A 23,628-nucleotide genomic window follows, 5' to 3' on the forward strand; every position below is an offset into this window, starting at 1 on the left:
CATGAACCCGACACCGGCCCGATTTGTTGTCCGCACCGCTGCCCTGTCCCTCGCCCTTGCGGTCGCTCTGAGCGCCTGCTCGGGCAACGATTCAGCTCCGACCACCGATACCGGCACCACCGCCGGCTCGACGGCCTCGGCAGACACCACCGACCGGGTTGCCGCGCAGATCACCGGCGCCGGTGCGACCTTCATCTTCCCGCTGATCTCCAAGTGGTCGGCCGACTACCACACCGCGACCGGCAACATGGTCAATTACCAGTCGATCGGCTCGGGCGGCGGCATCGCCCAGATCAAGGCCGGCACGGTGGACTTCGGCTCCTCCGATGCGCCGCTGGACAGCGCGGAGCTGGCCGAGGCCGGCCTTGGCCAGTTCCCTTCGGCCATCGGCGGCGTGGTACCGGTGGTCAACGTTGAAGGCATCGAGCCGGGCGAACTGCGCCTGACCGGTGCACTGCTGGCCGACATCTACCTGGGCAAGGTCAAGACCTGGAACGATGCCGCGATCGCTTCGCTCAATCCGGGCGTAGAACTGCCGGCGGCGAAGATCAACCTGGTCCAGCGCTCGGACGGCTCGGGCACCACGTTCAACTTCACCAACTATCTGACCAAGGTCAGCCCGGCATGGAAGGATGCGGTCGGCGAAGGCAAGTCGGTGCAGTGGCCCGATGGCGTCGGTGGCAAGGGCAACGAGGGCGTGGCGTCGTACGTGCAGCAGATCGATGGCTCCATCGGTTACGTCGAGCTCGCCTACGCGATCCAGAACCAGATGTCCCATACCTTGCTGCAAAACGCCGCGGGCAACTTCGTCGCCCCCCACGCCGAGTCGTTCCAGGCCGCCGCCGCAACCGCGGACTGGGCTGGCGCGAAAGACTTCAACCTGGTCATCACCAACGCCCCGGGCGCCGAGGCATGGCCGATCACCGCGACCAACTTCATCCTGATGTACAAACAGCCCAAGGATGCCAAGCGCAGCGCGGACGCGATGGCGTTCTTCAAGTGGGCGCTGGAGAACGGCCAACCGCAGGCATCGCAATTGCATTACGTGCCGTTGCCGCCGGAGCTGGTGGCGCAGGTCGAGGCGTATTGGGCGGCGGAGTTCAAGACCCCGTGATTGGTTGGGGTTCGGCGTATTACGGCTTCGCCTAATACGCCCTACGCACGACATCGGAACGTAGGGCGCATTAACAATGCGCCCTACGACCACTTGGAGTTTTCCTGGACTGATGAATACCGTTGCCTTGCCCACCAACACGCGTGATTTCAAGGATGCGCGCAACGATCGCTGGTTCCGCTACGCGCTGGTCGCGACCGTCGTGTTCGTGTTGCTGGCGCTGGCCGGGGCGGCGCTGTCGATGCTCTGGGGCGGTCGCCAGGCATTGCAGGTCACCGGGTTGGATTTCTTCTTCAGCAGCGATTGGAACCCGGTGGAAAACCGCTACGGGGCGCTGGTACCGATCTACGGGACCATCGTCACCGCGGCGATCGCGATGCTGTTTGCGATACCGGTCAGTTTCGGCATCGCGTTCTACCTGACCGAGGTCGCGCCGCGCTGGCTGCGCGGGCCGGTCGGCACCGCAATCGAGTTGCTGGCCGGCATCCCCTCGATCATCTACGGCATGTGGGGCCTGTTCGTGCTGGTGCCGGTGATGACCAAGTACGTCACGCCGTGGGCCAACGAGCACCTGGGCACGCTGCCGGTCATCGGCCCACTGTTCCAGGGGCCACCGATCGGCATCGGCATGCTCACCGCCAGCATCGTGCTGGCGATCATGGTGGTGCCGTTCATCTGCTCGGTGATGCGCGAGGTGTTCCTGACCGTGCCCACGCGACTGAAGGAATCCGCCTACGCGCTGGGCTCGACCAAGTGGGAGGTCAGCTGGGACATCGTGTTGCCGTACACCCGTTCGGCGGTGATCGGCGGCATCTTCCTCGGCCTGGGCCGGGCGCTTGGCGAGACCATGGCGGTCGCGTTCGTGATCGGCAATTCCACCCGCTTCACCGCCTCGTTGCTGGAGCCGGGCACTACCATCGCCGCGCTGATCGCCAATGATTTCGGCGAGGCCACCGAGACCTACCGCTCCGCCCTGCTGCTGCTGGGCTTCGTGCTGTTCATCGTTACCTTCATCGTGCTCGCGATCGCGCGCCTGATGCTGGCCCAACTGTCGCGCAAGGAGGGCAACTGATGGCCGCCTCCACCGCCGCCACGCCCGCATCGGCACGCGTCGCCGACTCGCTGTACCGGCGCCGGCGGATCGGCAATGTGGTCGCACTGGGATTGTCCTGCGTTGCCACCGCGATCGGCCTGCTGTTCCTGGGCTGGATCCTGTGGACACTGGTCGCCAAGGGCATCGGCGCCATCGAGTGGTCGTTGTTCAGCCAGGACACCCCGCCGCCCATGGCCGAGGGTGGTTTGCGCAATGCGTTCTTCGGCAGCGCGGTGATGTGCCTGATGGCGATCGGGATCGGCACCCCGCTCGGCATCGCCGCGGGCACCTGGCTGGCGGAGTATGGCCGCAACACCCGGATCGGCACCGTGGTCCGCTTCGTCAACGACATCCTGTTGTCGGCGCCGTCGATCGTGCTGGGCCTGTTCGTCTACACCCTGATCGTGATGCAGGCCGGCGGCAATTTCTCGGCCATCGCCGGCGCGATCTCGCTGGCCTTCATCGTGCTGCCGGTGGTATTGCGCACCACCGACGAGATGCTGCGGCTGGTGCCCGGTCAGATGCGCGAAGCCGCGCTGTCGCTGGGCGTGCCACAGTGGAAGGTGATCGTGCAGGTGATGTACCGCTCGGCGATGCCCGGCATCGTCACCGGCATCCTGCTCGCTCTTGCCAGGATCAGCGGTGAGACCGCACCGCTGCTGTTCACCGCCTTCGGCAACCAGTACTGGAGCAGCGACATCACCGGACCGATCGCCAGCGTGCCGGTGGTGATGTATCAGTACGCCGGCAGTCCGTACGAGAGCTGGCAGGACCTGGCCTGGGGCGGGGCACTGGTGCTGACCGCGTTCGTGCTGTTGATCAGCCTCGTCGCCCGCGCCATCATTTCCCGCCACCGGGTGTCCAATGATTGAGCTCCTGCAACGCCCTGCCCCTTCGCGTACCCACAAGGCCTCGGTCATGATGAATGCAATCTCCCCCGCGGTCGCTGCCGATGCGCCGACCAAGCTCGCTGCGCGCGGGTTGGACTTCCACTACGACAAGTTCCATGCGCTCAAGGGGATCAATCTGTCGATTCCGGAGAAGCAGGTCACCGCGCTTATCGGCCCGTCGGGCTGCGGCAAGTCCACCCTGCTGCGGGTGTTCAACCGCATCTATGCGCTGTATCCCAAGCAGGACGCCAGCGGCGAGGTGCTGCTGGACGGGGAGAACATCCTCGATCCGAAGTATCCGATGAACCGGCTGCGCAGCAAGGTCGGGATGGTGTTCCAGAAACCGGTGCCATTCCCGATGACGATCTTCGAGAACGTCGCCTACGCGATCCGCCACCACGAGAAGTTGTCGAAGGCGGAGATGGCCGTGCGCGTCGAACACGCACTGCACCAGGCCGCACTGTGGGACGAGGTCAAGGACAAGCTCGGGGCCAGTGCGCTGGGTCTGTCGGGTGGCCAGCAACAGCGTCTGTGCATCGCCCGCGCCATCGCTCTGCGCCCGGATGTCCTGCTGCTGGACGAGCCGACCTCGGCGCTGGACCCGATCTCGACCAGCCGTATCGAGCAACTGGTGGCCGAACTCAAGACCGACTTCACCATCGTCATGGTCACCCACAACATGCAGCAGGCCGCGCGCGTGTCCGATTACACCGCCTTCATGTACCTGGGCGACCTGATCGAGCACGACGTGACCAGCACCATCTTCTCCAACCCGTCCAAGCGCCAGACCGAGGACTACATCACCGGCCGTTTCGGCTGAGGACATTGACATGACACCGACTCCCAGCGACCACATCGTCAAGAGCTACGACGAAGAACAGCACCGCCTGCTCGACGAGACCCTGCGCATGGGTGAGATGGCCGCCGCCCAACTGGAGGCCGCGCTGGACGTGGTATCCCGCCGCGACGACGCGGCCGCCACCCGGATCATCGACAACGACGAGGCGATCGACCAGCTCGAGCAGGAAATCAGCCAGGACGTCATGAAACTTGCCCTGCGCGGGCCCATGGCGCGCGACCTGCGCGAGATCCTGGCCGCGATCCGCATCACCTCCGATATCGAGCGCATCGGCGACTACGCGGCCAACGTCGCCAAACGTTCCACCGCGCTCAACCTGGCACCACCGCTGCCGCATATCAGCGGGTTGCAGGTCATCGGACGGCTGGCGGTGACCCAACTGCGCGACGTGATGGTGGCCTATCGCGACAGCGACGTTGCAGTCGCCAAGCGCGTACGCGAAAGCGATGTCGCGATCGACACCGCCTACACCGCACTGTTCCGCGAACTGCTGACCCACATGATGGAAGACGCGCGCGTGATCACCCCGTGCACCCACCTGCTGTTCATGGCCAAGAACATCGAGCGCATCGGCGACCACGCCACCAACATCGCCGAGAACGTCTGGTTCCTGGTCCATGGCGAGGACGACCTGCCCCCGCGCCCGAAGGCGGACGACAGCAACACGTTGGCACCCCGACCGGAGGGCCCTGGCACGCGTTAATGCCATCGACGTTGCAACCGCGCTAGCATTGCCTCCACCGCGGCACGGCCGCCAATGATGGGACAACACCATGTCGAACCAGTCGAACAAGCCTGTTTTCGCCGCCAGTGCCGCCCTCGCCGGCAGCCTGGTCCTCACTGGCGCCGTTCTTGCCGGCTCCGCATTTGCCGCCACCCCGCTGGCGCAGGGCTACATGCTCGGCGCGCAGGACGCGGCGAGCACCGAGAAGACCGCCGAAGCCGCGTGTGGCGCCAATAAAAACGCCGAAGAAGGCAAGTGTGGCAGCAGCAACGCCGGCGGCGACACCGACAAAACCGCCCACGAAGGCAAGTGCGGTGAAGGCATGTGCGGCATGGACAAGATGGATACCGACAAGGACGGCCAGCTATCCCCTGCCGAATTCGCCGCCGCACATGATGGCGACAGCAGCAAGTTCGCCGCGCACGACAGCAATGGTGACGGCTTCATCGACGCCGATGAAATGAAGGCCCACCACGCGGCAAAGAAGGCTGAAATGCCCGCCAAGGCCGACACGGAAGGCAAGTGTGGCGAGGGCAAGTGCGGCTCGATGTAAGACCCGCCTTGACCGCCTCATCGCAATGACCTCCACCGCCACGCTCGCACCCCACGCCGTCGGCCTGGGGCTGCGGCGCGGCTTGCTGCCCGAGTTGCGGGTGGCGCCGGCAGGGAGTTTCGACTTCCTCGAAGCCGCGCCGGAAAACTGGATCGGCGTCGGCGGTGCGCTGGGCGAGGCCTTCCGCGAACTCGTCTCGCGCCATCCCCTCGTGTGCCATGGGCTATCGCTTTCGCTCGGCGGGCCCGGCCCGCTGGACGACACCTTCCTAGGCAAGTTGCGCCGGTTTCTGGAGGCGCACCAATGCTCGATCTACAGCGAGCACCTCAGCGCCTGCAGCGACGATCAGGGCCAGCTCTATGACCTGATGCCGTTGCCATTCACCGATGCCGCCGTCGACCACGTCGCGGCGCGTATCCGCCGCGTCCAGGACGCACTGGGCCGGCGCATCGCGGTGGAGAACATCTCCTACTACGCCACCCTGCCCGCGCCCGATGCCATGCGCGAGATCGACTTCATCCGCGCCGTGCTCGACCGCGCCGATTGCGACCTGCTACTGGACGTCAACAACCTCGTGGTCAACGCGACCAACCACGGCTACGACGCCCTCGACTTCCTGCACGCGCTGCCCGGCGAACGCATCGCCTACCTCCACGTCGCCGGCCACTTTGACGAAGCCGCGGATCTCAAGATCGACACCCACGGTGCGGCCGTCAGCGACCCGGTATGGGCGTTGCTGGCGCAGACCTACCGCGCATTCGGCCCACGCCCGACGCTGCTGGAGCGCGACTTCAACCTGCCGCCGCTGGATGAGTTGCTGGGCGAGCTGGATATCGTCCGTCGGCATCTCGATCCGCACCGCGCAGAGCAGCGCGAACTACCGCATGGCCAGGCCTCCCGTGTCGCCTGAGGACTCCATTGCCAACGGTAAAGGCAACCGCGCCAACATCGAGGCGGCGACCGGCAGCAACGCCCAGCGCGCACTCAGCGACTACATCCGCGATCCCGACAACGCGCCGCCGCCCACCGGTATCGAAGCACGTCGACTGAAGGTCTATCGCGAGCTGTTCTTCAACAATCTGCAATCGATGCTGGCCGGCAACTTCCCGGTGATCCACCGCATCCTCTCGGCGTCATCCGACGGTGACGGCTGGACGCCCCTGGTCCGCGACTTCTACCGTGATCACCCCTCGCGCACGCCGCTGTTCACCGAACTGGCGCGCGAGTTCCTGCGCTACCTCCAGCACCGCGCGGACAGCGCCCGCGGGGACCCGCCCTGGCTGCCGGAACTGGCCCATTACGAGTGGGTGGAACTGGCGCTGCAGATCAGCGAGAACGTCGCCGACAGCCCGCCGAATGTCCTGCCGAACCAACCTGCATCCACGCCTGCCGGCATAGCCGCAGGTGAACACCGGCACGGGAGCACGCTGAGCCTGTCCCCGCTGGCATGGCCGTTTGCCTATCACTGGCCGGTGCACCGTCTGGCTCCCAACTACCTGCCCGCATCGCCGCCTGCGGAACCCACGTTCCTGCTGTTGCAGCGCGATGCCGCCGGGGAAGTGCATTTCCAGCAACTCAGCGCACTCACCTTCCGGCTGCTGGACCGCATCGAACGGACCCCCGGCCTGCATGCCCGGACCTTGTTGCATGAGTTGGCCGAAGAAGCCGCCGCCCCGTCGATCGCCGCCTTCATTGAACAGGGCAGCACCATGCTGCAACAGCTGTGCGATACGGGAATCCTCATCGAGGACTTCCATCGGCGGTAGTAGCGGCTTCCACTGCAAGCTGTGCAGGCCTTTCAGGCTTGCGACGGTCCCCACCGCAACGGACGCGTCGCCGTCCTCTGCTACGCTTCCCGCCATGACCAACGCCGTACCTACTGCGTCCACTCCGGACTCCCCTTCCGTGCCCGCGATCTCGCCAATGGCTACCCGCTTCCGCGGCTTCCTGCCGGTCGTAGTCGACGTGGAAACCGGCGGCTTCGACTGGAACCGCCATGCCCTGCTCGAAATCGCGGTATTGCCGCTGGATATCGATGAAAACGGGCTGTTGATCCTCGGCGAGACCACCAACGCCCACGTGACGCCCGCGCCCGGCCTGGACATCGACCCCAAATCGCTGGAGATCACCGGCATCGTGCTGGACCACCCGTTCCGGCTCGCCAAGGAAGAGCGCGCGGCGCTGGACCACGTGTTCGCCCCGGTGCGCGCGGCGTGCAAGAAGCACGGGTGCCAACGCGCGATCCTGGTCGGCCACAACGCCCACTTCGACCTCAACTTCCTCAACGCCGCGGTCACCCGGGTCGGTCACAAGCGCAACCCGTTCCACCCCTTCAGCGTATTCGACACCGTGACGCTTGCCGGAGTGGCGTACGGCCAGACCGTGCTCGCCCGCGCGGTGCAGGCAGCCGGCTTCGAGTGGGACGCCAACGAAGCACATTCCGCCGTCTACGACACCGAGCGCACCGCCGAGCTGTTCTGCAATATCGTTAACGCGTGGCCGGGACCGATGGCCGGCGTTGCGCCACTGGCCCGGCTGCCGTCTTAGTCGTAAATGACGGCGGTCATGGCTACGGCGTGGCCAGCTTCAGGCCGATCAGCCCCGCGATGATCAGCAGGATGCTGCCGACCCGGAGCGCATTCACCGGTTCGTCGAACAGCACTACGCCGAGAATGACGGTGCCCACTGCGCCCACGCCCACCCAGATCGCGTAAGCGGTCCCAACCGGCAGCGACTTCATCGCGATGCCGAGCATGCCGACGCTGATCGCCATGGCGGTCAGCGTCCCTACCGTCGGCCACAGGCGGGTGAATCCTTCGGTGTATTTCAGCCCGATCGCCCAGACGATTTCAAACAGGCCGGCGAGTAGCAGGATGATCCAGGCCATGACGTTCTCCGTATCGATGGGGCCGTCCCCGGATGAACTGGAGCGGCGGGGTCGTCCCCGCGCCCTGCAAACTCAAAGCCGCTGGCGCACCGCTTCGAACAAGGTTACGCCGGTGGCGACCGAGACGTTGAGGCTCTCGACACCGCCGCCGTCGCCGCCGGGCATCGGGATGTTCACCAACTGGTCGCAATTCTCGCGCGTCAGCCGGCGCAGGCCATCGCCCTCGCCGCCCAGCACCAACCCGACGTTTCCACGCAGATCGATCGAGTACAGCGACGCCTGCGCATCGCCGGCCAGGCCGTACAGCCAGACTCCGAGCTTCTGCAGGTCCCGCATGGTCCGGGCCAGATTGGTTACCGGCACCACCGGCACGCTGTCGGCGGCACCCGCGGAGGTCTTGCGCACGGTGGCGTTGACCTGGACCGACTTGTCCTTGGGGATGATCACCGCGGTCGCACCCGCCGCCGCCGCGCTGCGCAGGCAGGCGCCCAGGTTGTGCGGGTCCTGCACGCCATCCAGCAGCAGGATCAGCGCGCGCCCTTCGGCAGCGGCGACGAGATCTTCCAGCTCGTCCTCGCCCCAGGTCTTCGCCGCCGCATAACGTGCCACCACGCCCTGGTGACGCAGGTTGCCGACCACGCCGGCCAGTGCCTGCTGGTTGACCCGGCGCACATCGATCCCGAACCGGCGCGCAGACGTCTCAATCTCGGTCAGGCGCGGATTCTTCGCCCCCGCCTCGATCAGCACCTCGCGCACATTGTCGGCGTCGTGCTCGATCGCGGCGGTAACGGCATTGATGCCGGCAATCCATTGTTTCTGGCTCATGCGGGTCGGGAATTGGAGTCTGGGGGCGGCCATTGTACGGCTCGGCGGAGCAGACGGCCGACTAGCGGCTCCCGGCACCGTTGATGACGCCAAGCAGCTTTTCAAGCGTGTCAGACGTGTAACGCACTTCGCTCGGGGTATCTGGCAACGGCGGCCGATCGTCTGCTTGCCTTAGCGCTTCCGTGAGGCCGCTTGTAGTTCCATAAATGGGAGCCACAACTGTGAGCGGGTTTGGTCTAGGGGCGGTGCCGTGGAGCGCCTGATGAACAAGCATGGCGTTCAGCAGCGCCAGGTCTTTCCCCGGGTGCATGCCGTCAGCGGCGAACCACGTCAGCTCAGGCGCCACGCTACGCAACTGTTGTAGCTTCTCGGAAACCTCGACGTACCTGATCCCCGCCTCCTCAGCCGCCGCGGCCTCCTTCTCCACCAAGTTCAGGGACACGACCGCATTGGACTGGTAAGTGCCCAGGAGAACAACGGTCACGCCTTGTTCCCTGGCGAGATCTGCGAGGGCTTTGATTGCTGCCCGCGACTCGATGCAGGACTCAGGCCCGAATGAGCAGATCAGGTCGCCGCCGCGCTCTTGAAGAACAAGGGCTGTGTATTTTCCCGCTGCGAGCGCACGCGCCGCTGAACCATCAGCGACGCGCTGGGAAAGCGTTGCTCCGCCTCGCACGATCATGTCGCTGGTGGCGGGGTGCCCATTTGCCACCGCAAGCGCCGAGTAGATCGCAGGAACGTTCCCTACATACGTGAGGCTGTTGCCAACGAAAAGAACTCGTTCTGGCTGTTCGTGTGGGCCCATCGCGCGACACGATGTGCAGACAACGAGGAACAGAATAGCTAGAGCAAGGATGCGCATATTGTTTGCTCAGCTAACGCCAGAACCAAGCCGTCGTATACAGGTACCGCCATCTCTATCCCCATGCAGATTCGATCATTATCCGGAGCCATGGCGTCCTTCCTGCATCATGGCTTTGACGGTGTCATCGCGAACGTCCATGGATCCCCGCCTGCGCGGGGATGACGGCGGGAGGCGGGGATGACGGCGGGGCCGCTCAGCGCTTCTGCTTCTTGCGTTTGGCCGGCTCGGCGCGGGGCGGCTCGGGTTTGGTACTGCCCGTTTCCTCTGCCAAGCGGAAGTCGATCTTGCGCTCCTCCAGGCTGGCCTTCATCACGATGATGCTGGCGCGGTCGCCGAGGCGGAATTCGCGGCCGTTGCGCTCACCGGTGAGGGTCTTGCGGATGGGATCGAAGCGGTAGTAGTCGTTCGGCAATTGGGTGACGTGGACCAGGCCGTTGACCTTGGAATCGTCCAGCTCCACGAACAAGCCGAAGCTGGTCACGCCGCTGATCACGCCGTCGAACCGGCTGCCCACGTGCTGCTCCATCCACGCGGCGCGATAACGGTCATCGACCTCGCGCGATGCCTCGTCGGCACGGCGGCCACGCTCGGAACTCTGCAGCGACAACTGCGCCATGTCGCTGGGCGAGTAGCGGAAATGCTCCGCCTTGGCGCCGGTGAGTGCGTGTTTGATCGCGCGGTGCACCAGCAGGTCGGGATAGCGCCGGATCGGCGAGGTGAAGTGGGCGTAGGCCTCCAGCGCGAGACCGAAGTGGCCGATGTTCTCGGGCTGGTACACGGCCAGGCTCTGGCTGCGCAGCAGGACCGACTCGATCAACGGCCCATCGGCGCGTTCACGGGTGTTGCGCAGCAGCTGGGTGTAATCGCGCGGCTGCACCTTGGACCACGGCGGCATCCGCAGCTGGAACTCCTTGAGGAACTCCAGCAGGTCTTCGTACTTCTGCTCCGGCGGCCGGTCGTGGGTGCGGTACGGCGCGACCACCTCGGCGCCGATCAGGAACTTCGCCGCCTCCACGTTGGCCGCGATCATGCATTCCTCGATCAGCTTGTGCGCGTCATTGCGCACCAGCATGCCGGCCTGCACCACTTCGCCACGCTCGCCCAGCACGAAGCGCACTTCGCTGGACTCGAACTCGATCGCGCCGCGCTTCGCCCGCGCCTTGGCCAGCACCTGATACAGCTGGTGCAGTCGCTGCAGATTGGGCAGCAGCGACCCAACCTGCTCCAGCGCCTCGTTCCGGGCGTCGTCCTCGATGCCGTCGCCAATCGCGTTCCAGACCTGGTTGTAGGTCAATCGCGCGTGCGAGTTCATCACCGCTTCGTAGAATTTCGCCTCGGTCACCTGGCCATTGCGATCGACCTGCATGTCGCAGACAAAGCACAGCCGGTCGACCTTGGGCTTCAGCGAGCAGATGCCGTTGGACAGCACCTCGGGCAGCATCGGCACCACGAAGCCGGGGAAATACACCGACGTAGCGCGATTCTGCGCCTCCTCGTCCAGCGACTGGCCCGGACGCACGTAATGGGACACGTCGGCGATCGCGACCACCACGCGGAAGCCGTCGCGGTTGGGCTCGCACCACACCGCATCATCGAAGTCCTTGGCATCCTCGCCATCGATGGTGACCAACGGCAGCTCGCGCAGGTCGACGCGCTTGGCGGTCTCGGCCGGCAATACATCCACGGGGATCGCGGCCGCCTGGTCGAGCACTTCGGGCGGGAATTCATACGGGATGTCGTGGCCGTGGATCGCCGCCTGCACCGCCAGCGACGCGGTCAGGCGGTCGCCCAGGACGGTCAGGATCCGCCCCAGTGGCGGCCGGCGCGCGTCCGGGGAGCGGGTCAATTCGCAGACCACCAGGTTCCCGGGCTGGGCGTCGCCGCGCGCCTCGGGCGGGATCAGGATGTTGCGCTGGACCCGGCGGTCATCGGGTTCGACATAACAGACACCGTCTTCCAGGGTGAAACGCCCGATCAACCGGTTGAGCCGACGCTCCAGCACCTCCACGATCGCGCCTTCCTGGCGGCCGCGGCGGTCGACACCGGTCACGCTGGCCAGCACGCGGTCGCCGTGCATCACCTTGCGCATCTCGTAGGGCGGCAGGAACAGGTCGTCGCCACCGGCCTCCGGGCGCAGGAAGCCGAAACCATCCGGGTTGGCGATCACGCTGCCGGCCACCAGGTCGACTTGCTCGGCCGGCACGTAACCGTCGCGGCGGTTCTGCAGCAATTGGCCGTCGCGAACCATCGCGCGCAACCGCGCGGTCATCGCCTCGAAACGTTCCGGCTCGTCCAGGCCCAACCGGGCCGCCAGCGCCTCGGCGTTCATCGGCCCGTCTGAGTCAACCAACACCTGCAGGATCATCTCGCGGCTGGCGATGGGCTGCTCGTAACGGGCAGCCTCGCGGGCGGCGTGGGGATCATGCAGCCTGCCATCGCTTGACACGGCACTACCGTGCAGCGGCGCCAGCGGCGGCTTGCGGGTACCGCTCGGTGGCGGCTCGGGCAGCCAACCAGGCTTCTTGCCGCCAGCCTTGGCCGGCCCTCGACCACCTTTCCCGGGCTTGGCGCTACCGGCAGATTGCGAGGTTCCGGCCTTGCCGGTCGATTTTTTGGCGCCACGGCGCTTGCTGGGAGGCTTGTTCATCGCCGAGATGTTACAGGTGCCGCGTCAACAGGCTGTAGGCAAATCGCCGCCGCGCAGTGAGCAAGCGGACTTGACAGGCAAGCGGCAACAAAAAACCCCACCGAAGTGGGGTTTTCTGATTTGTCCGACAAGGTAGTCGTCGAACGATGTTGGTGCCCGGGAGAGGACTCGAACCTCCACGGAGTTGCCCCCGCTAGCACCTGAAGCTAGTGCGTCTACCAATTCCGCCACCCGGGCAAACCGCAAGCCAATCTGGCTGTGCGGGCCGCGTATGTTGCGGTGCGCGGAAAGTCTTGTCAACGCCCCGCGTGCGAATAAGATTCCCGAAAAGTGGGATAATGCATCCGGGAAGGGCTCGACGGGCCGCTCCTGCCATCGCAGTTGATGCGCGCCCGATTCAGAGCTAACTTCAACCCACCACGACAGATTCCCGCGGACGACGCGCGTTTTCGATGCGTCGTCCGCATTGCTTTTGGAGCCATGAAGCATGAACGCTACCACTACCCCGCCGCTGTTGCTCTCGCGCTTGGACTACGAGCGCCTGGAGTCCCTGCTCGAGCAGCCGCTGGCACAGGGCCTGAACACCGACGCATTGCGCCACGAGCTCGATCGTTCCGAATTGCTCGAGCCGGCCGAGATGCCCGATGACGTGATCACGATGAACTCGACCGCCCGTTTCCGCGACGTCAACAGCGCCGCCGAGCGTGAGCTGACGCTGGTCTACCCGAAGGACGCCGACGGCAGTCCGGAGAAGGTGTCGATCCTGGCGCCGGTCGGCAGCGCGTTGCTTGGCCTGCACGTGGGTGCGGTCATCGACTGGCCGGTGCCCGGTGGCCGCACGATCACCCTTGAAGTCCTTTCGATCCGCTACCAGCCCGAGGCTGCAGGCGAACTGCACCGCTGAGGCCGTCGCACCCAATGACTGATTCCGTACGGCCCGTTTTCCACGGTTACGAACAAGTCCCACTGCGTGAATATGCCGAGCGCGCGTACCTCGATTATTCGATGTACGTCGTGCTGGACCGCGCGCTGCCATTCCTCGGCGACGGCCTGAAACCGGTGCAGCGGCGGATCATCTACTCGATGAGCGAACTGGGACTCAACGCGGGTTCCAAGCCGAAGAAGTCGGCACGCACCATCGGCGACGTGATCGGCAAATACCATCCGCACGGCGACAGCGCCTGCTACGAGGCGATGGTGCTGATGGCGCAGCCGTTCTCGTACCGCTATCCGCTGGTCGAGGGTCAGGGCAACTTCGGCTCCAGCGACGACCCCAAGTCGTTCGCCGCGATGCGCTATACCGAGTCCAAGCTGACCCCGATCGCCGAGGTCCTGCTGGCCGAGCTGACCCAGGGCACGGTCGACTGGGTTCCCAACTTCGACGGCACTCTGGAAGAACCGTCCTGGATGCCGGCGCGGTTGCCGCATTTGCTGCTCAACGGCACCACCGGCATCGCTGTCGGCATGGCCACCGATGTGCCACCGCACAACCTCAACGAGGTGGTCAGCGCCTGCATCCGCCTGCTGGAGGATCCGGACGCGACCACCCGCGACCTGTGCGAGCACGTGCTCGGCCCGGATTACCCGACTCCCGCCGAGATCATCACTCCGCGCGCTGACCTGCTGCAGATGTACGAGACCGGCCTGGGCAGCGTGCGCGCCCGCGCCGTGTACGAAAGGGAAGGTCCCAACATCGTCATCACCGGCCTGCCCCACCAGGCCTCGCCGGGCAAGATCATCGAGCAGATCGCGACCCAGATGCGGGCCAAGAAGCTGCCGTGGCTGGAGGACATCCGCGACGAGTCCGACCACGCCAACCCGACCCGGATCGTGCTGATCCCGCGCAGCAACCGGATCGATGCCGAGCAGTTGATGGGGCACCTGTTCGCGACCACCGATCTGGAGAAAAGCTTCCGGGTCAACATGAACGTGATCGGCCTGGACGGCCGCCCACAGGTCAAGGGACTCAAGGCGTTCCTGACCGAATGGCTGACGTTCCGCACCGACACGGTGACCCGCCGGCTCAACCACCGGCTGGCGAAGGTCGAACAGCGTCTGCACCTGCTGGAAGGGCTGCTGGTCGCGTTCCTCAACCTGGATGAAGTGATCCGCATCATCCGCAGCGAGGACGAGCCCAAGCCGGCGCTGATGCAGCGCTTCTCGCTCAGCGAGGAACAGACCGACTACATACTGGAAACCCGCCTGCGCCAACTGGCGCGACTGGAAGAGATGAAGATCCGCGGCGAGCAGGACGAGCTTGCCCGCGAGCGCGAGCAGTTGATGGCGATCCTGGGCAGCAACCGCAAGCTGAAAAAGCTGGTCAAGGATGAATTGCTGGCCGATGCGAAAAAATTTGGTGACGCCCGGCGCTCGCCGCTGGTCGCACGCGGTGCCGCACAGGCGCTGTCGGAAACCGACCTGGCGCCCAGTGAGCCCATGACCGTGGTGCTCAGCGAAAAGGGCTGGGTGCGTGCGGCGAAAGGGCACGACGTCGACGCGGCAACGATGAATTACCGCGACGGCGACCAGTTGCTGGCATCCACCCGCACCCGCAGCAACCAGCAAGTCGCGTTCCTGGATTCCGCCGGCCGCAGTTATTCGACCGTGGTCCATGGCCTGCCCTCCGCGCGCGGCAACGGCGAACCACTGACCGCGCGTTTCTCCCCCGCCGCGAAGACGTCATTCCAGGCTGTCGCCAGTGGCGACAACGATCAGCGTTTCGTACTCGCCAGCTCGCACGGCTATGGCTTCGTGACCCGCTTCGAGAACCTCACCAGCCGCAACAAGGCCGGCAAGGCGATGCTGTCGCTCACGCCCAACGCCAACGTGCTGCAACCGGCCGCGGTGAGCGACCTGGCGCAGGACCGCGTGGTCGTGGCAACCAGCGCCGGCCACCTGCTGGCCTTCCCGGCCTCGGAGTTGCCTGAGCTCGACAAGGGCAAGGGCAACAAGCTGATTGATATCCCCCGCGCCAAGCTGGGCACCGAGCACGTGGTCGCGGTGGCCGTGGTCGCACCGGGGGCATCGCTCAGCGTGAAGTCCGGTGCGCGCACGATGACGGTGACCTGGAAGGATCTGGAGGCCTACCTCGGTGGACGCGCGACGCGCGGCGGGTTGTTGCCGCGTGGGTGGCAGAAGGTTGAAGGGCTGTCGGTCGAATAGAGCGTCCATGATCCAGGCAACGTCAGCTCGCAGGAATCAAGCCGCCAGTCATCTATCTGCAGGAGATCGGTACCAATGCTTGGCGTAAGCCAGCGAGCCCCACAGCGCCTGCGCGTGCGCGGTTTTGGCCAGCGCCGGGTCCAGTGGTGTAGCCCGCAGTCGTTTTGACGCCACGTCATAGCGATACTGCTGCGGTGGCTTTTGCGGCTGCAGCACCACCACATTCTCGCCCTGCATCCATGCGAAGTTGCCGTCGTACTGCATCAGCGCGCGACCCGGCCCTTGCAGCGCCGTGTCGCTCAGATCGCGGCCATTCATTGGCGTGGCATCACCGATACCGATGAGTGACAGCAAGGTTGGCCCCAGATCGATCTGGCTGGCAATCCGGTCATCGCGTCGCGGGGCGATGCCCGCGCCCAGGATCAACGCGGGGATGTGGAAATTATCCACCGGCACCAGGTCCTCGCCGAACACGCGCGAATCGTGATCGGCCACCACCAGGAAGACCGTGTCGCTCCAGTAATCGGATGCCATGGCTTGCCTGAAGAACTCGCCCACGGCATGGTCGGCGTACTTGGCCGCGTTGTTCCGGGTCGGCTTCGGTTGCTCGTACAACGCGATGCTGCCATCGGGGAACTCGAACGGATCGTGGTTGCTGGACGAGAACACCAGGCCGAAGAACGGCGTGCCGGCTGCGTGCAACCGGGTGAATTCCTCGTCGGCACGGGCGAAAAGGTCTTCGTCGCTGACGCCCCACGAACCGGTGAACGCCGGATCGGAATAGTCCTTCTGTTCGATCACGCGGCCAAAGCCATTGCCGAAGAAGAACCCACGCATGTTGTCGAAGTGGCTTTCCCCGCCGTAGTAGAACGTGGTGTCGTACCCATGCCCGCGGAGGGTTTGCGCCAAGGTGTAGAACCCCTGTTGCGCTTCGGGCTGCTTCACCACTGCCTGCGCCGGCGTGGGCGAGAACCCGGCGACCACGGCCTCGATGCCGCGCACGCTGCGGGTGCCGGTGGCGTACATTCGGGTGAAGGTCCATGCGCTTTCGCTCAACCGGTCCAGGTTCGGCGACAACGGCAGGCCGCCGAGGTGGCCGATGAACTGCGCGCCCAGGCTTTCCTCCAGCACGATAACGAGGTTCTTCGGCTCGCCCGTGTAGCTCGGCACGCGCGCGGCCAGCGTGGGGATGCTCGCGTTGGTGAAAGCGCTGACGGGCAGGCCACTGGCTGCGCGCACGGCGGCCACCACCGCCTCGTCCGGCAGCGCGCCGTACAGATCCACGGCGCTGTCCTCCTGCTTCAGCCACCGGCGCGCGGCCGTGGCCAGTGCATAAAAGGAATTGAGCGGTAGCTGGTTGACCAGGGGATTGGCACAGAGCGCGACCATCGCCGGGTTCAGGGGTCGATGGCCCAGGGTGGAGCGCACGCCCAGCACCGAGAGGCACAACACCAGCACGGCGAGCACTGCCCGCAATCCCCACGGCGCGGCGGGTGGCTGGCGCGCAAACAGGCGCCACGCCAGTTTCCACCCCAACCACAACACCATGGCGACCGCGATGGGCGCGAGAAGCAGTTGCAATGGTCGACCGTGCCACAAGGTGGAAAGCACCTCGTGCGGATAGACCAGGTATTCGATGAACAAGCGGTTCGGGCGCAGGCCGTATTCGCCCATGAAGCCCGGCGTGGCCAACTCCAGCAACAGCAACAGCGCCATGCACGTCGCCAGCCAGAGCGATGCAAGCGCGTGCACCGGGCGGCACGCCGGCAGTAGCAGCAATACGACGGCCGGCAGCCCAAACATCAGGCACAGCGTAGCCACGTCGACACGCACACCCTGCAGCAGCACCGTCGTCCAGCCGTGGGTCTGGTTCACTGCATCGAATTGCCACAACGCCAGTCCCAGCCGCGCGGCACTCAACAACAGCAACCCCGCAATGAAGAACCACACCACCGGCCAGACCGGCGCAAACATTCTCGACAGCATCAGCACACCCGCGCCGCATCAACGCGGCGGGGTCAGGTTGATTGGCGAGGAGTCGGAAGCCGGTGGGCGTGGTGTCGGAAAATCGTCGGAACGCCCGTTGCGGCAAGCGGCCAGCAGGTCGAGTTCCGGCACTCGCGCCGAGGTCTGCACGTCGAACAGCCCAAGCACGGTGGAAAACAGGTTGTCATGGCTGGCCGGCCGCGCGGATCTGTCGCGCAGGCAGGACCGGTCGAGTTTCACGTCAGCGGCGAACTGGGGCGAGAACCACATCACCATCGGTACCCGCAATTGCTCTTGCGGCGCAATCGCATAGGGCATGCCATGCAGGTACAAACCGTTCTCGCCCAATGATTCACCATGATCGGAGAGATAGATCAGCGCGGCGTCGTACTCATCCACCTGGTGCAATCGGGCAATTGCCTGCGACAGCACGTGATCGGTGTAGAGCACGGCGTTGTCGTAGGCATTGACGATCTCCTCGCGCGAGCAGCGGCCCAGCTCCGGCTTTTCGCAGGCAGGCAGGAAGCGCTTGAATTCCGGCGGATAGCGCTGGAAGTAGCTCGGGCCGTGATTGCCCAGCATGTGCAGGACGATGAGCTTGTCGCCGCCGTCTGCATCGACTTTTGTCGGCATGTCCTTCAGCAGGATTTCGTCGAGACAGCGCAGACCATTACAGAACGCGGGATCGCTGGACTGGGCCACTGATTCGAACTTCAAGCCATCGCATACGCCCTTGCAGCCGCTCTGGTTGTCCCGCCACAGAACATCTACGCCAACACGCTGCAGGACGTGCAACAGCGACTGGTGCGCACGAATCTGCTCTTCGTCGTAATCGCGGCGGCCATAGGGCGAGAACATGCACGGCAGCGAGACTTCGGTGCTGCTGCCGCAGGCCTGCATGTCACCGAAGTTCACCACGTCCTGGCGCGCCAGTTCCGGCGTGGTCTGGCGCTCATAGCCATTCAGTCCCCAGTTCTGCGCCCGCACGGTCTCACCCACAACCAGCACCAGCAGGCGCGGCTTGCGCGTTGCCGCCAGCGGAATCTGGTGGGCGTCCTCGGCGACGGGCAACAGCGGCGCGTTTGCCTTCGCCGGACGCGAGAACACCAGGTTGCCAAGGCCATACAGATAGTTGCCCGGCGTGACCAGGTAACGCACTTCGTGCTGGTTGCGCATCAGCGATGACACATCCTTGAAGGACAAAGCCGCGGCAATCATCATCAACACCCACATCAACAGCAGGAACCCGGCACGTACCATCAAGGCTTGCGTCATCGGGCGCCGCACCACTTCCACTCGCGACAACAGCGCGCCGGGCAAGCCCGCATACAACAGCAAGTGCAGGCACAAACCAGGCGTGAGCAGCTCGCGCGATTCGGCCCAATCGGTATGCAGCACGTTGCGCAGCATGTCCGCATCCACGTACACGCCGTAGGACTGCATGTAATACGTCGCACAAGCGGTGACGACGAACAGCACCATCAACATGGCTTTGGCCCACGGCCGGGCCAGCATCACGCCCAGCAACAAGCCGTGCAAACCGAACAACAATACGAACAAGGCCAGCGCCAGCCGCCACTGCTCCCAGCCATGTGTCAGCGCCGCGTGCCAGAACGGCAGGTTGCAAGCCAGGGCGAAGTAGCCGCTTGCCAGCATCGCCAGCACTTCCACCGTGACCTGCGGCCGCCAGTGCCGGAGCGCGCCCGGCACCCTGGGCAAGGACACCGATGCAGGCAACGCCACGCTGCTCATGCCGTACCCCCGGCACCACGCGAACGAAACATCAGCAGGTACAGGCCCAGCGCGATGGACCAGCAGATCATCGCGGTGAACACGTCATGCGAAAGGAAATGCGCGCCACGCAGTTGCTGGTCGATACCGAACAACAGGCCCAGGCCAATACCAATAGCCAGCCCCCGGAAGCGGCACGTCGGCTTCACCGCGGCGAAGAAGAAGAACAGCGCCAGCCACGCATAACCGGCACTGGCATGTCCTGCAGGAAAGCAGCGCCCAGGCGTGTCGGCACGCATCTGCAACAACCCGTGGTAGGCGCGCGTGCCGCCGTAGCGCGTCAGGTCCCATGGACAATCCATGTGACTGAACGACTTGAGAGCCGACACCATTCCAGTACTAAGCAGAACCGCCAGCGCGAGGTACCCCAACGGCCTGCGCCAGGCGCCCCACTGCCTGTGCAGCAGTGTTGCCAGCCACGCCATCAGCACGCCCAGCCAAGCCAGGGTCGATGCCCAGCGCCCGCCGGTGTGCAGCACACGCTCGCTCAGCCAGTGCGACTGCAGCGCCCAGCGCCCGCCCTCCCAGGCATACACATGGTCGGCCAGCCACAGATCGCCATGCAGGCCCAATAGCCATGCAGACAACAACAGGAATGCCGCGAACGGCAACCACCACAGAACTGCAATTTCGGAACGCATGCGTACACGACCACGAGGAGACCTGCCGCGCATGTTCGCGATGGCCGCGTCGGAAGCCGGTAGCCGCCACGTCGGAAGCCGGTTCAGGCACTGTCGGAACCCCGTCGGACACCGGTATGAATTCGGTTAACCTGCGAGCGACGAAATTCCGACATGCTCCACCCCACACTGCGCGATTGTCCCAAGCTGACTTTCCGGAATCCCCATGCGCCTGTTGGTCATTGAAGACAACCGCAACCTGGTCGCCAACCTGTTCGCCTATTTCGAGGTTCGCGGCCACGTCCTGGACGCCGCGCCAGACGGCATCACCGGCCTGCACCTGGCGCTCACGCAGTCCTATGACGCGCTGATCCTGGACTGGATGTTGCCGCGGATGGACGGTCCGGAAGTGCTGCGCAAACTGCGCGATGACGGCAACAGCGACGTGCCGGTGATCATGCTTACCGCACGCGATGAGCTGCCGGACAAGATCGTCGGCTTCCGCGCCGGTGCCGACGACTACCTGACCAAGCCCTTCGACCTGCCGGAACTGGAGATTCGCCTGGAAACCCTGCAGGCACGCATGCAAGGCCGCATGCGCCGCACGGTTCTGGAAGTGGATGACCTGCGCCTGGACTTGTCCACCCTTGAAGCCAGTCGCGCCGGAAAGCCGGTGCACCTGTTCCCGGCAGGACGGAAATTGCTGGAAATGCTGATGCGCGCCAGCCCTGCAGTGGTGACCCGCGAACAACTCGAGTCCGCTCTGTGGGGCGACGATCCGCCGGATGGCGACATGCTGCGGTCCCATATCTACGAGCTGCGTCGTGAGGTGGACGGGCCGTGCGCGGCCAAGCTGATCCAGACCCTGCCGCGGGTCGGCTATCGCCTCGCGCGCCTGCCGGCCCAGGGTGGACGGTGATGAAGCTTCCCAAGCCGCATAGCCTGCGCCGGCGCATTACGCTTTGGCTGCTGCTGTTCGCCACCGCGTTGACCGTGGCCATGGTCGCCCAGGGCACGGTGGTCATCGAGTACGTCGAGCGCATAGTGTGGAGATCGCTGATGACGGTAGAGCTGGACCACTTCATCCAGCGCAGCCAGGACGAACCCGGCTACCGCTGGGACGACACCAGTGGCTTTGTCGTCTATGTCGGCGTCAGTGATCCAGACCTGCCGCCCGCCCTGCGCGGACTGGATGAAGGTTTGCACGACGATTTGCTCGTCGGCGATACCAGCCACGTCGTGCTGGTGCATGACGACGCCGGTACCCGGTACACGTTGGCGATGGACATCGAGCAGTTCGCCATCGACGAGTCCGGTTACGAGCTTCTCACCGTCCTCGCCGCCGTCCTGTTGTTGCTGGCCATTGGCGTGGCCACCGCCCTGGGCGTCAGCCACCTTCTTCGGCCTCTGAGTCGCCTGGCCCAGCGCATCGGCGCGATGCGGCCCGAGCAGGGCATGGATCGCATCGAGCTTGAACCGGGTGCGGGTTCGGAACTGGTCGTCATTGCCGATGCGTTCAACGGCTACCTGCAGCGCAACGCGCAGTTCGTCGAGCGCGAGCGCACCTTCGTCAACACCGCAAGCCATGAACTGCGCACGCCGGTGGCGGTGATCAACGGCGCGGCCGAACTGGCGCTGCAGGCGAATGCCGACCCGGCGACGATGCAACACCAGTTGCAGCGCATCCAACGCAGCGCGCGCGAGATGGAACAGCTGATCATCCTGCTGCTGGCCCTGGCCAAGGACCCGGCGCGACTGGCGAAGATCAACAAGCCGCTGGCGCTGGACGCACTGCTGCCCCAGATAATCGACGATCACCAGCACCTGACCGCGGGCAAGTCGCTGCAGTTGTGTCTGGCGCCAACACCGCACTGCGAGATCAACGCGCCGCCGGGCATTGTCCGCGCCGCGGTCGGAAACCTGCTGCGCAATGCCATCGAGAACAGCGACAACGGCCGCATCGACATCCGCCTGCAGGACGATGCCACCATCGTCATCCACGACCCCGGCCACGGCATGAGCCCTGAACAGATCAGCGCGATCTACACGCGAATGGCACGCGTCGGTGGCGGTGGTGGTGATTCAGGCATCGGGCTGGAGCTGATTTCGCGCCTGTGCGAGCACTTCGGCTGGCGGCTCGACCTGCAGTCCGATTCGACGCACGGCACCACCGCAGTCCTCAAGTTCACGAGGTAACCGAGCAGGTGCTGGTGCAGGGCACGCTCGAGAGTGGCGCGGCATTCTCGATCCACTATCGCGGCGGCGACTCGCGCGGGCTCAACCTGCTGTGGGAGATCAACGGCACGCAGGGCGACACCCAGGCGACCGACGCCAGCGGCCACGCCCAGCTCGTGGACCTCGCGGCGAGGGGTGGCAATGGCGATGCCCCTAAACTGGCGCAGCTGATGCCGCCTGCCAACGCCTACGAGGGCTTGCCGGACAACGCGACCGCACGCAACGTGGCGCGCATCTACGCCCTGCTCGCGCAGGACATCCGGCAGAGAACGCGACGGGCGCCAGGCTTCGACGACGCCGTCGTGCTACATGAACTGGCGGATGTGATCGAGCGGTCGGCTGCCGAGGCGGAGCCGGGACTCTAGATCGACCCGCTACTGAAAGCGGGACACGTCGCACGGCCTGCGGACATCCACGCCAGTGTCCGCTTCGGGTCGCGAGCGACGCGGCAGACCGGCTTCCTTCAATCGCAGACGGCGACAGTCTTCGACCGCTGATCGATCAGAACCACCGCATCCTGGAGCGCATGTGCACCGACGAGCAGTTCCGGGAATTGTGCGGAGACGCGTACCTCCACGTCGGAAACGCTTACCTCTCCGATCCGGAACGGCCCATGCACCGTGGCGCGCTGGGTCTCGATCTGGCCATTGGTGAGCTGTGCGCGGCCTGCCTGCTCCAGCGGACCCGCAGCGACCTTCTCGTACAACGCCTGGGGAAGCACGAAGCTGATATTGGCACCCGTATCCAGGTGTCCCACGGTCTGCAGTGCACCGATCGACACCGGTATGCGAAAAGCGCGCTCATAACCGAGGGTATTATTTCCAGACGCCGACAGTCGCAGCGCACGACTGAACGTCAGGGTCTTGCGTGGGTAATCGATAACCAGCAGCCCGTCAGAAAAGAACTCGCGCGCGATGATCCCCGAGAACACTGCATCCGGAGCGTTGCGGCTGTTGTAGTCGCGCGCGATGACCTCTAAATCGCGTCGGACAACGCCGCCGAGCTCAAGCGAGTCCAGGTGGGTCGTCTCCACGTTCGCGCTTTTTACCCCGTCCGACGTGGTGGTCTCTCCATGCATCGACAGGCCCAGCAAAGTGACCAGACTGGCATCCGCACGGGCCATCCCACTTGCACCTGTATCAACCGCGAATCGGAATGGCCCGCGCCCATTGACCCGGGCCTGGACGTAGATGCGCCCGTCCACGGTTTCAAACGGGACATGCACCAGCGCGTCCGACGATGGAACGTCCGCGAGCGCGCAGGCATCGTCCAGTACTGTTGGAACAGGAGTCGCTGCTGTTGCGACAAATACCGCGGCCAGCAGGGTGGACACCGCCACGACCTTTCCAAGTGCAACGACGCAGCGGGCGCTGCTCC

General features: G+C 65.0%; 22 protein-coding genes and 1 tRNA gene. 14 read left to right on the forward strand and 9 right to left on the reverse strand.

Annotated elements, in window-relative coordinates; genetic code table 11:
• The first annotated feature begins 1 nt into the window (after position 1).
• The 9 genes from pstS to rnt all read left to right on the forward strand — a co-directional run bounded on the left by pstS (position 2) and on the right by rnt (position 7,780).
• Positions 2 to 1,114 (forward strand): phosphate ABC transporter substrate-binding protein PstS, encoded by a 1,113-nt coding sequence (pstS, locus tag ACW7G1_RS11105; protein ID WP_456979765.1) that lies wholly within the window; start codon positions 2 to 4, stop codon positions 1,112 to 1,114.
• A gap of 112 nt (positions 1,115 to 1,226) precedes the next feature.
• Entirely contained in the window at positions 1,227 to 2,186 is a 960-nt protein-coding gene (pstC, locus tag ACW7G1_RS11110; RefSeq protein WP_456979766.1) for a phosphate ABC transporter permease subunit PstC, read from the forward strand.
• Positions 2,186 to 3,079, forward strand: coding sequence for a phosphate ABC transporter permease PstA (pstA, locus tag ACW7G1_RS11115; RefSeq protein ID WP_456979767.1), 894 nt, complete (start codon positions 2,186 to 2,188; stop codon positions 3,077 to 3,079). Before pstC ends, pstA begins: the two co-directional genes overlap by 1 nt.
• A 46-nt stretch (positions 3,080 to 3,125) precedes the next feature.
• Positions 3,126 to 3,917 (forward strand): phosphate ABC transporter ATP-binding protein PstB, encoded by a 792-nt coding sequence (gene pstB / locus ACW7G1_RS11120; protein WP_456979768.1) that lies wholly within the window; start codon positions 3,126 to 3,128, stop codon positions 3,915 to 3,917.
• Positions 3,918 to 3,927: 10 nt separating this feature from the next.
• Positions 3,928 to 4,659, forward strand: a complete 732-nt coding sequence (phoU, locus tag ACW7G1_RS11125) for a phosphate signaling complex protein PhoU (RefSeq protein WP_456979769.1) — start codon at positions 3,928 to 3,930, stop codon at positions 4,657 to 4,659.
• A gap of 70 nt (positions 4,660 to 4,729) precedes the next feature.
• Positions 4,730 to 5,233, forward strand: coding sequence for an HvfA family oxazolone/thioamide-modified RiPP metallophore (locus ACW7G1_RS11130; protein ID WP_456979770.1), 504 nt, complete (start codon positions 4,730 to 4,732; stop codon positions 5,231 to 5,233).
• A 25-nt stretch (positions 5,234 to 5,258) separates the two neighbouring features.
• Positions 5,259 to 6,143 (forward strand): HvfB family MNIO-type RiPP peptide maturase, encoded by an 885-nt coding sequence (locus ACW7G1_RS11135; RefSeq protein WP_456979771.1) that lies wholly within the window; start codon positions 5,259 to 5,261, stop codon positions 6,141 to 6,143.
• Positions 6,118 to 6,999: an HvfC family RiPP maturation protein gene (locus tag ACW7G1_RS11140; RefSeq protein ID WP_456979772.1), complete on the forward strand. Its 882-nt coding sequence runs from the start codon at positions 6,118 to 6,120 to the stop codon at positions 6,997 to 6,999. The genes ACW7G1_RS11135 and ACW7G1_RS11140 overlap by 26 nt, the downstream gene beginning before the upstream one ends.
• Before the next feature lie 94 nt (positions 7,000 to 7,093).
• Positions 7,094 to 7,780 carry a ribonuclease T gene (rnt, locus tag ACW7G1_RS11145; protein ID WP_456979773.1) on the forward strand — a complete coding sequence of 229 codons (687 nt, stop codon included), beginning with the start codon at positions 7,094 to 7,096 and terminating at the stop codon, positions 7,778 to 7,780.
• Between the two features lie 22 nt (positions 7,781 to 7,802).
• Here rnt and sugE read toward each other — a convergent pair whose 3' ends face one another.
• From sugE to ACW7G1_RS11170, 5 genes are all read right to left on the reverse strand, one after another.
• Positions 7,803 to 8,120: a quaternary ammonium compound efflux SMR transporter SugE gene (gene sugE / locus ACW7G1_RS11150; RefSeq protein WP_456979774.1), complete on the reverse strand. Its 318-nt coding sequence runs from the start codon at positions 8,118 to 8,120 to the stop codon at positions 7,803 to 7,805.
• A gap of 72 nt (positions 8,121 to 8,192) precedes the next feature.
• Positions 8,193 to 8,945 carry a 23S rRNA (guanosine(2251)-2'-O)-methyltransferase RlmB gene (gene rlmB, locus ACW7G1_RS11155; RefSeq protein ID WP_456979775.1) on the reverse strand — a complete coding sequence of 251 codons (753 nt, stop codon included), beginning with the start codon at positions 8,943 to 8,945 and terminating at the stop codon, positions 8,193 to 8,195.
• A gap of 61 nt (positions 8,946 to 9,006) precedes the next feature.
• Positions 9,007 to 9,807 carry a hypothetical protein gene (locus ACW7G1_RS11160; RefSeq protein ID WP_456979776.1) on the reverse strand — a complete coding sequence of 267 codons (801 nt, stop codon included), beginning with the start codon at positions 9,805 to 9,807 and terminating at the stop codon, positions 9,007 to 9,009.
• Between the two features lie 196 nt (positions 9,808 to 10,003).
• Positions 10,004 to 12,457: a ribonuclease R gene (rnr, locus tag ACW7G1_RS11165; protein WP_456979777.1), complete on the reverse strand. Its 2,454-nt coding sequence runs from the start codon at positions 12,455 to 12,457 to the stop codon at positions 10,004 to 10,006.
• 150 nt (positions 12,458 to 12,607) lie between these two features.
• Positions 12,608 to 12,694 (reverse strand) — tRNA-Leu (locus ACW7G1_RS11170).
• Positions 12,695 to 12,944: 250 nt separating this feature from the next.
• On the opposite strand from ACW7G1_RS11170, the gene rnk reads away from it, so the two are divergent.
• On the forward strand, positions 12,945 to 13,361 hold the full coding sequence (gene rnk / locus ACW7G1_RS11175; RefSeq protein WP_456961888.1) for a nucleoside diphosphate kinase regulator: 417 nt from the start codon (positions 12,945 to 12,947) through the stop codon (positions 13,359 to 13,361).
• A gap of 14 nt (positions 13,362 to 13,375) precedes the next feature.
• Positions 13,376 to 15,619 (forward strand): DNA topoisomerase IV subunit A, encoded by a 2,244-nt coding sequence (gene parC / locus ACW7G1_RS11180; protein WP_456979778.1) that lies wholly within the window; start codon positions 13,376 to 13,378, stop codon positions 15,617 to 15,619.
• A 48-nt stretch (positions 15,620 to 15,667) separates the two neighbouring features.
• Here the strand turns inward: parC and ACW7G1_RS11185 are convergent, their stop codons facing one another.
• From ACW7G1_RS11185 to ACW7G1_RS11195, 3 genes are read right to left on the reverse strand one after another with little or no spacing between them, the layout of a single operon-like run.
• A complete protein-coding gene (locus ACW7G1_RS11185; RefSeq protein WP_456979779.1) occupies positions 15,668 to 17,605 on the reverse strand; it encodes an LTA synthase family protein in 1,938 nt (645 codons plus the stop codon).
• An 18-nt stretch (positions 17,606 to 17,623) separates the two neighbouring features.
• Complete coding sequence (locus ACW7G1_RS11190) at positions 17,624 to 19,357, reverse strand: phosphoethanolamine transferase (RefSeq protein WP_456979780.1); 1,734 nt, start codon at positions 19,355 to 19,357, stop codon at positions 17,624 to 17,626.
• Complete coding sequence (locus ACW7G1_RS11195) at positions 19,354 to 20,037, reverse strand: phosphatase PAP2 family protein (protein ID WP_456979781.1); 684 nt, start codon at positions 20,035 to 20,037, stop codon at positions 19,354 to 19,356. The genes ACW7G1_RS11190 and ACW7G1_RS11195 overlap by 4 nt, the downstream gene beginning before the upstream one ends.
• Positions 20,038 to 20,242: 205 nt before the next feature.
• Here ACW7G1_RS11195 and ACW7G1_RS11200 point away from each other — a divergent pair, with 205 nt between their 5' ends.
• Genes ACW7G1_RS11200 through ACW7G1_RS11210 form a run of 3 tightly spaced genes read left to right on the forward strand, consistent with a single transcriptional unit; the run spans position 20,243 to position 22,616 of the window.
• Positions 20,243 to 20,935 (forward strand): response regulator transcription factor, encoded by a 693-nt coding sequence (locus ACW7G1_RS11200; protein WP_456979782.1) that lies wholly within the window; start codon positions 20,243 to 20,245, stop codon positions 20,933 to 20,935.
• A complete protein-coding gene (locus ACW7G1_RS11205; RefSeq protein ID WP_456979783.1) occupies positions 20,935 to 22,212 on the forward strand; it encodes a sensor histidine kinase in 1,278 nt (425 codons plus the stop codon). Before ACW7G1_RS11200 ends, ACW7G1_RS11205 begins: the two co-directional genes overlap by 1 nt.
• A gap of 8 nt (positions 22,213 to 22,220) precedes the next feature.
• Complete coding sequence (locus ACW7G1_RS11210) at positions 22,221 to 22,616, forward strand: hypothetical protein (protein ID WP_456979784.1); 396 nt, start codon at positions 22,221 to 22,223, stop codon at positions 22,614 to 22,616.
• Positions 22,617 to 22,714: 98 nt separating this feature from the next.
• Here ACW7G1_RS11210 and ACW7G1_RS11215 read toward each other — a convergent pair whose 3' ends face one another.
• Positions 22,715 to 23,584: an aspartyl protease family protein gene (locus tag ACW7G1_RS11215; protein ID WP_456979785.1), complete on the reverse strand. Its 870-nt coding sequence runs from the start codon at positions 23,582 to 23,584 to the stop codon at positions 22,715 to 22,717.
• Positions 23,585 to 23,628: the final 44 nt, after the last annotated feature.

Source organism: Lysobacter sp. A378, assembly GCF_054052125.1.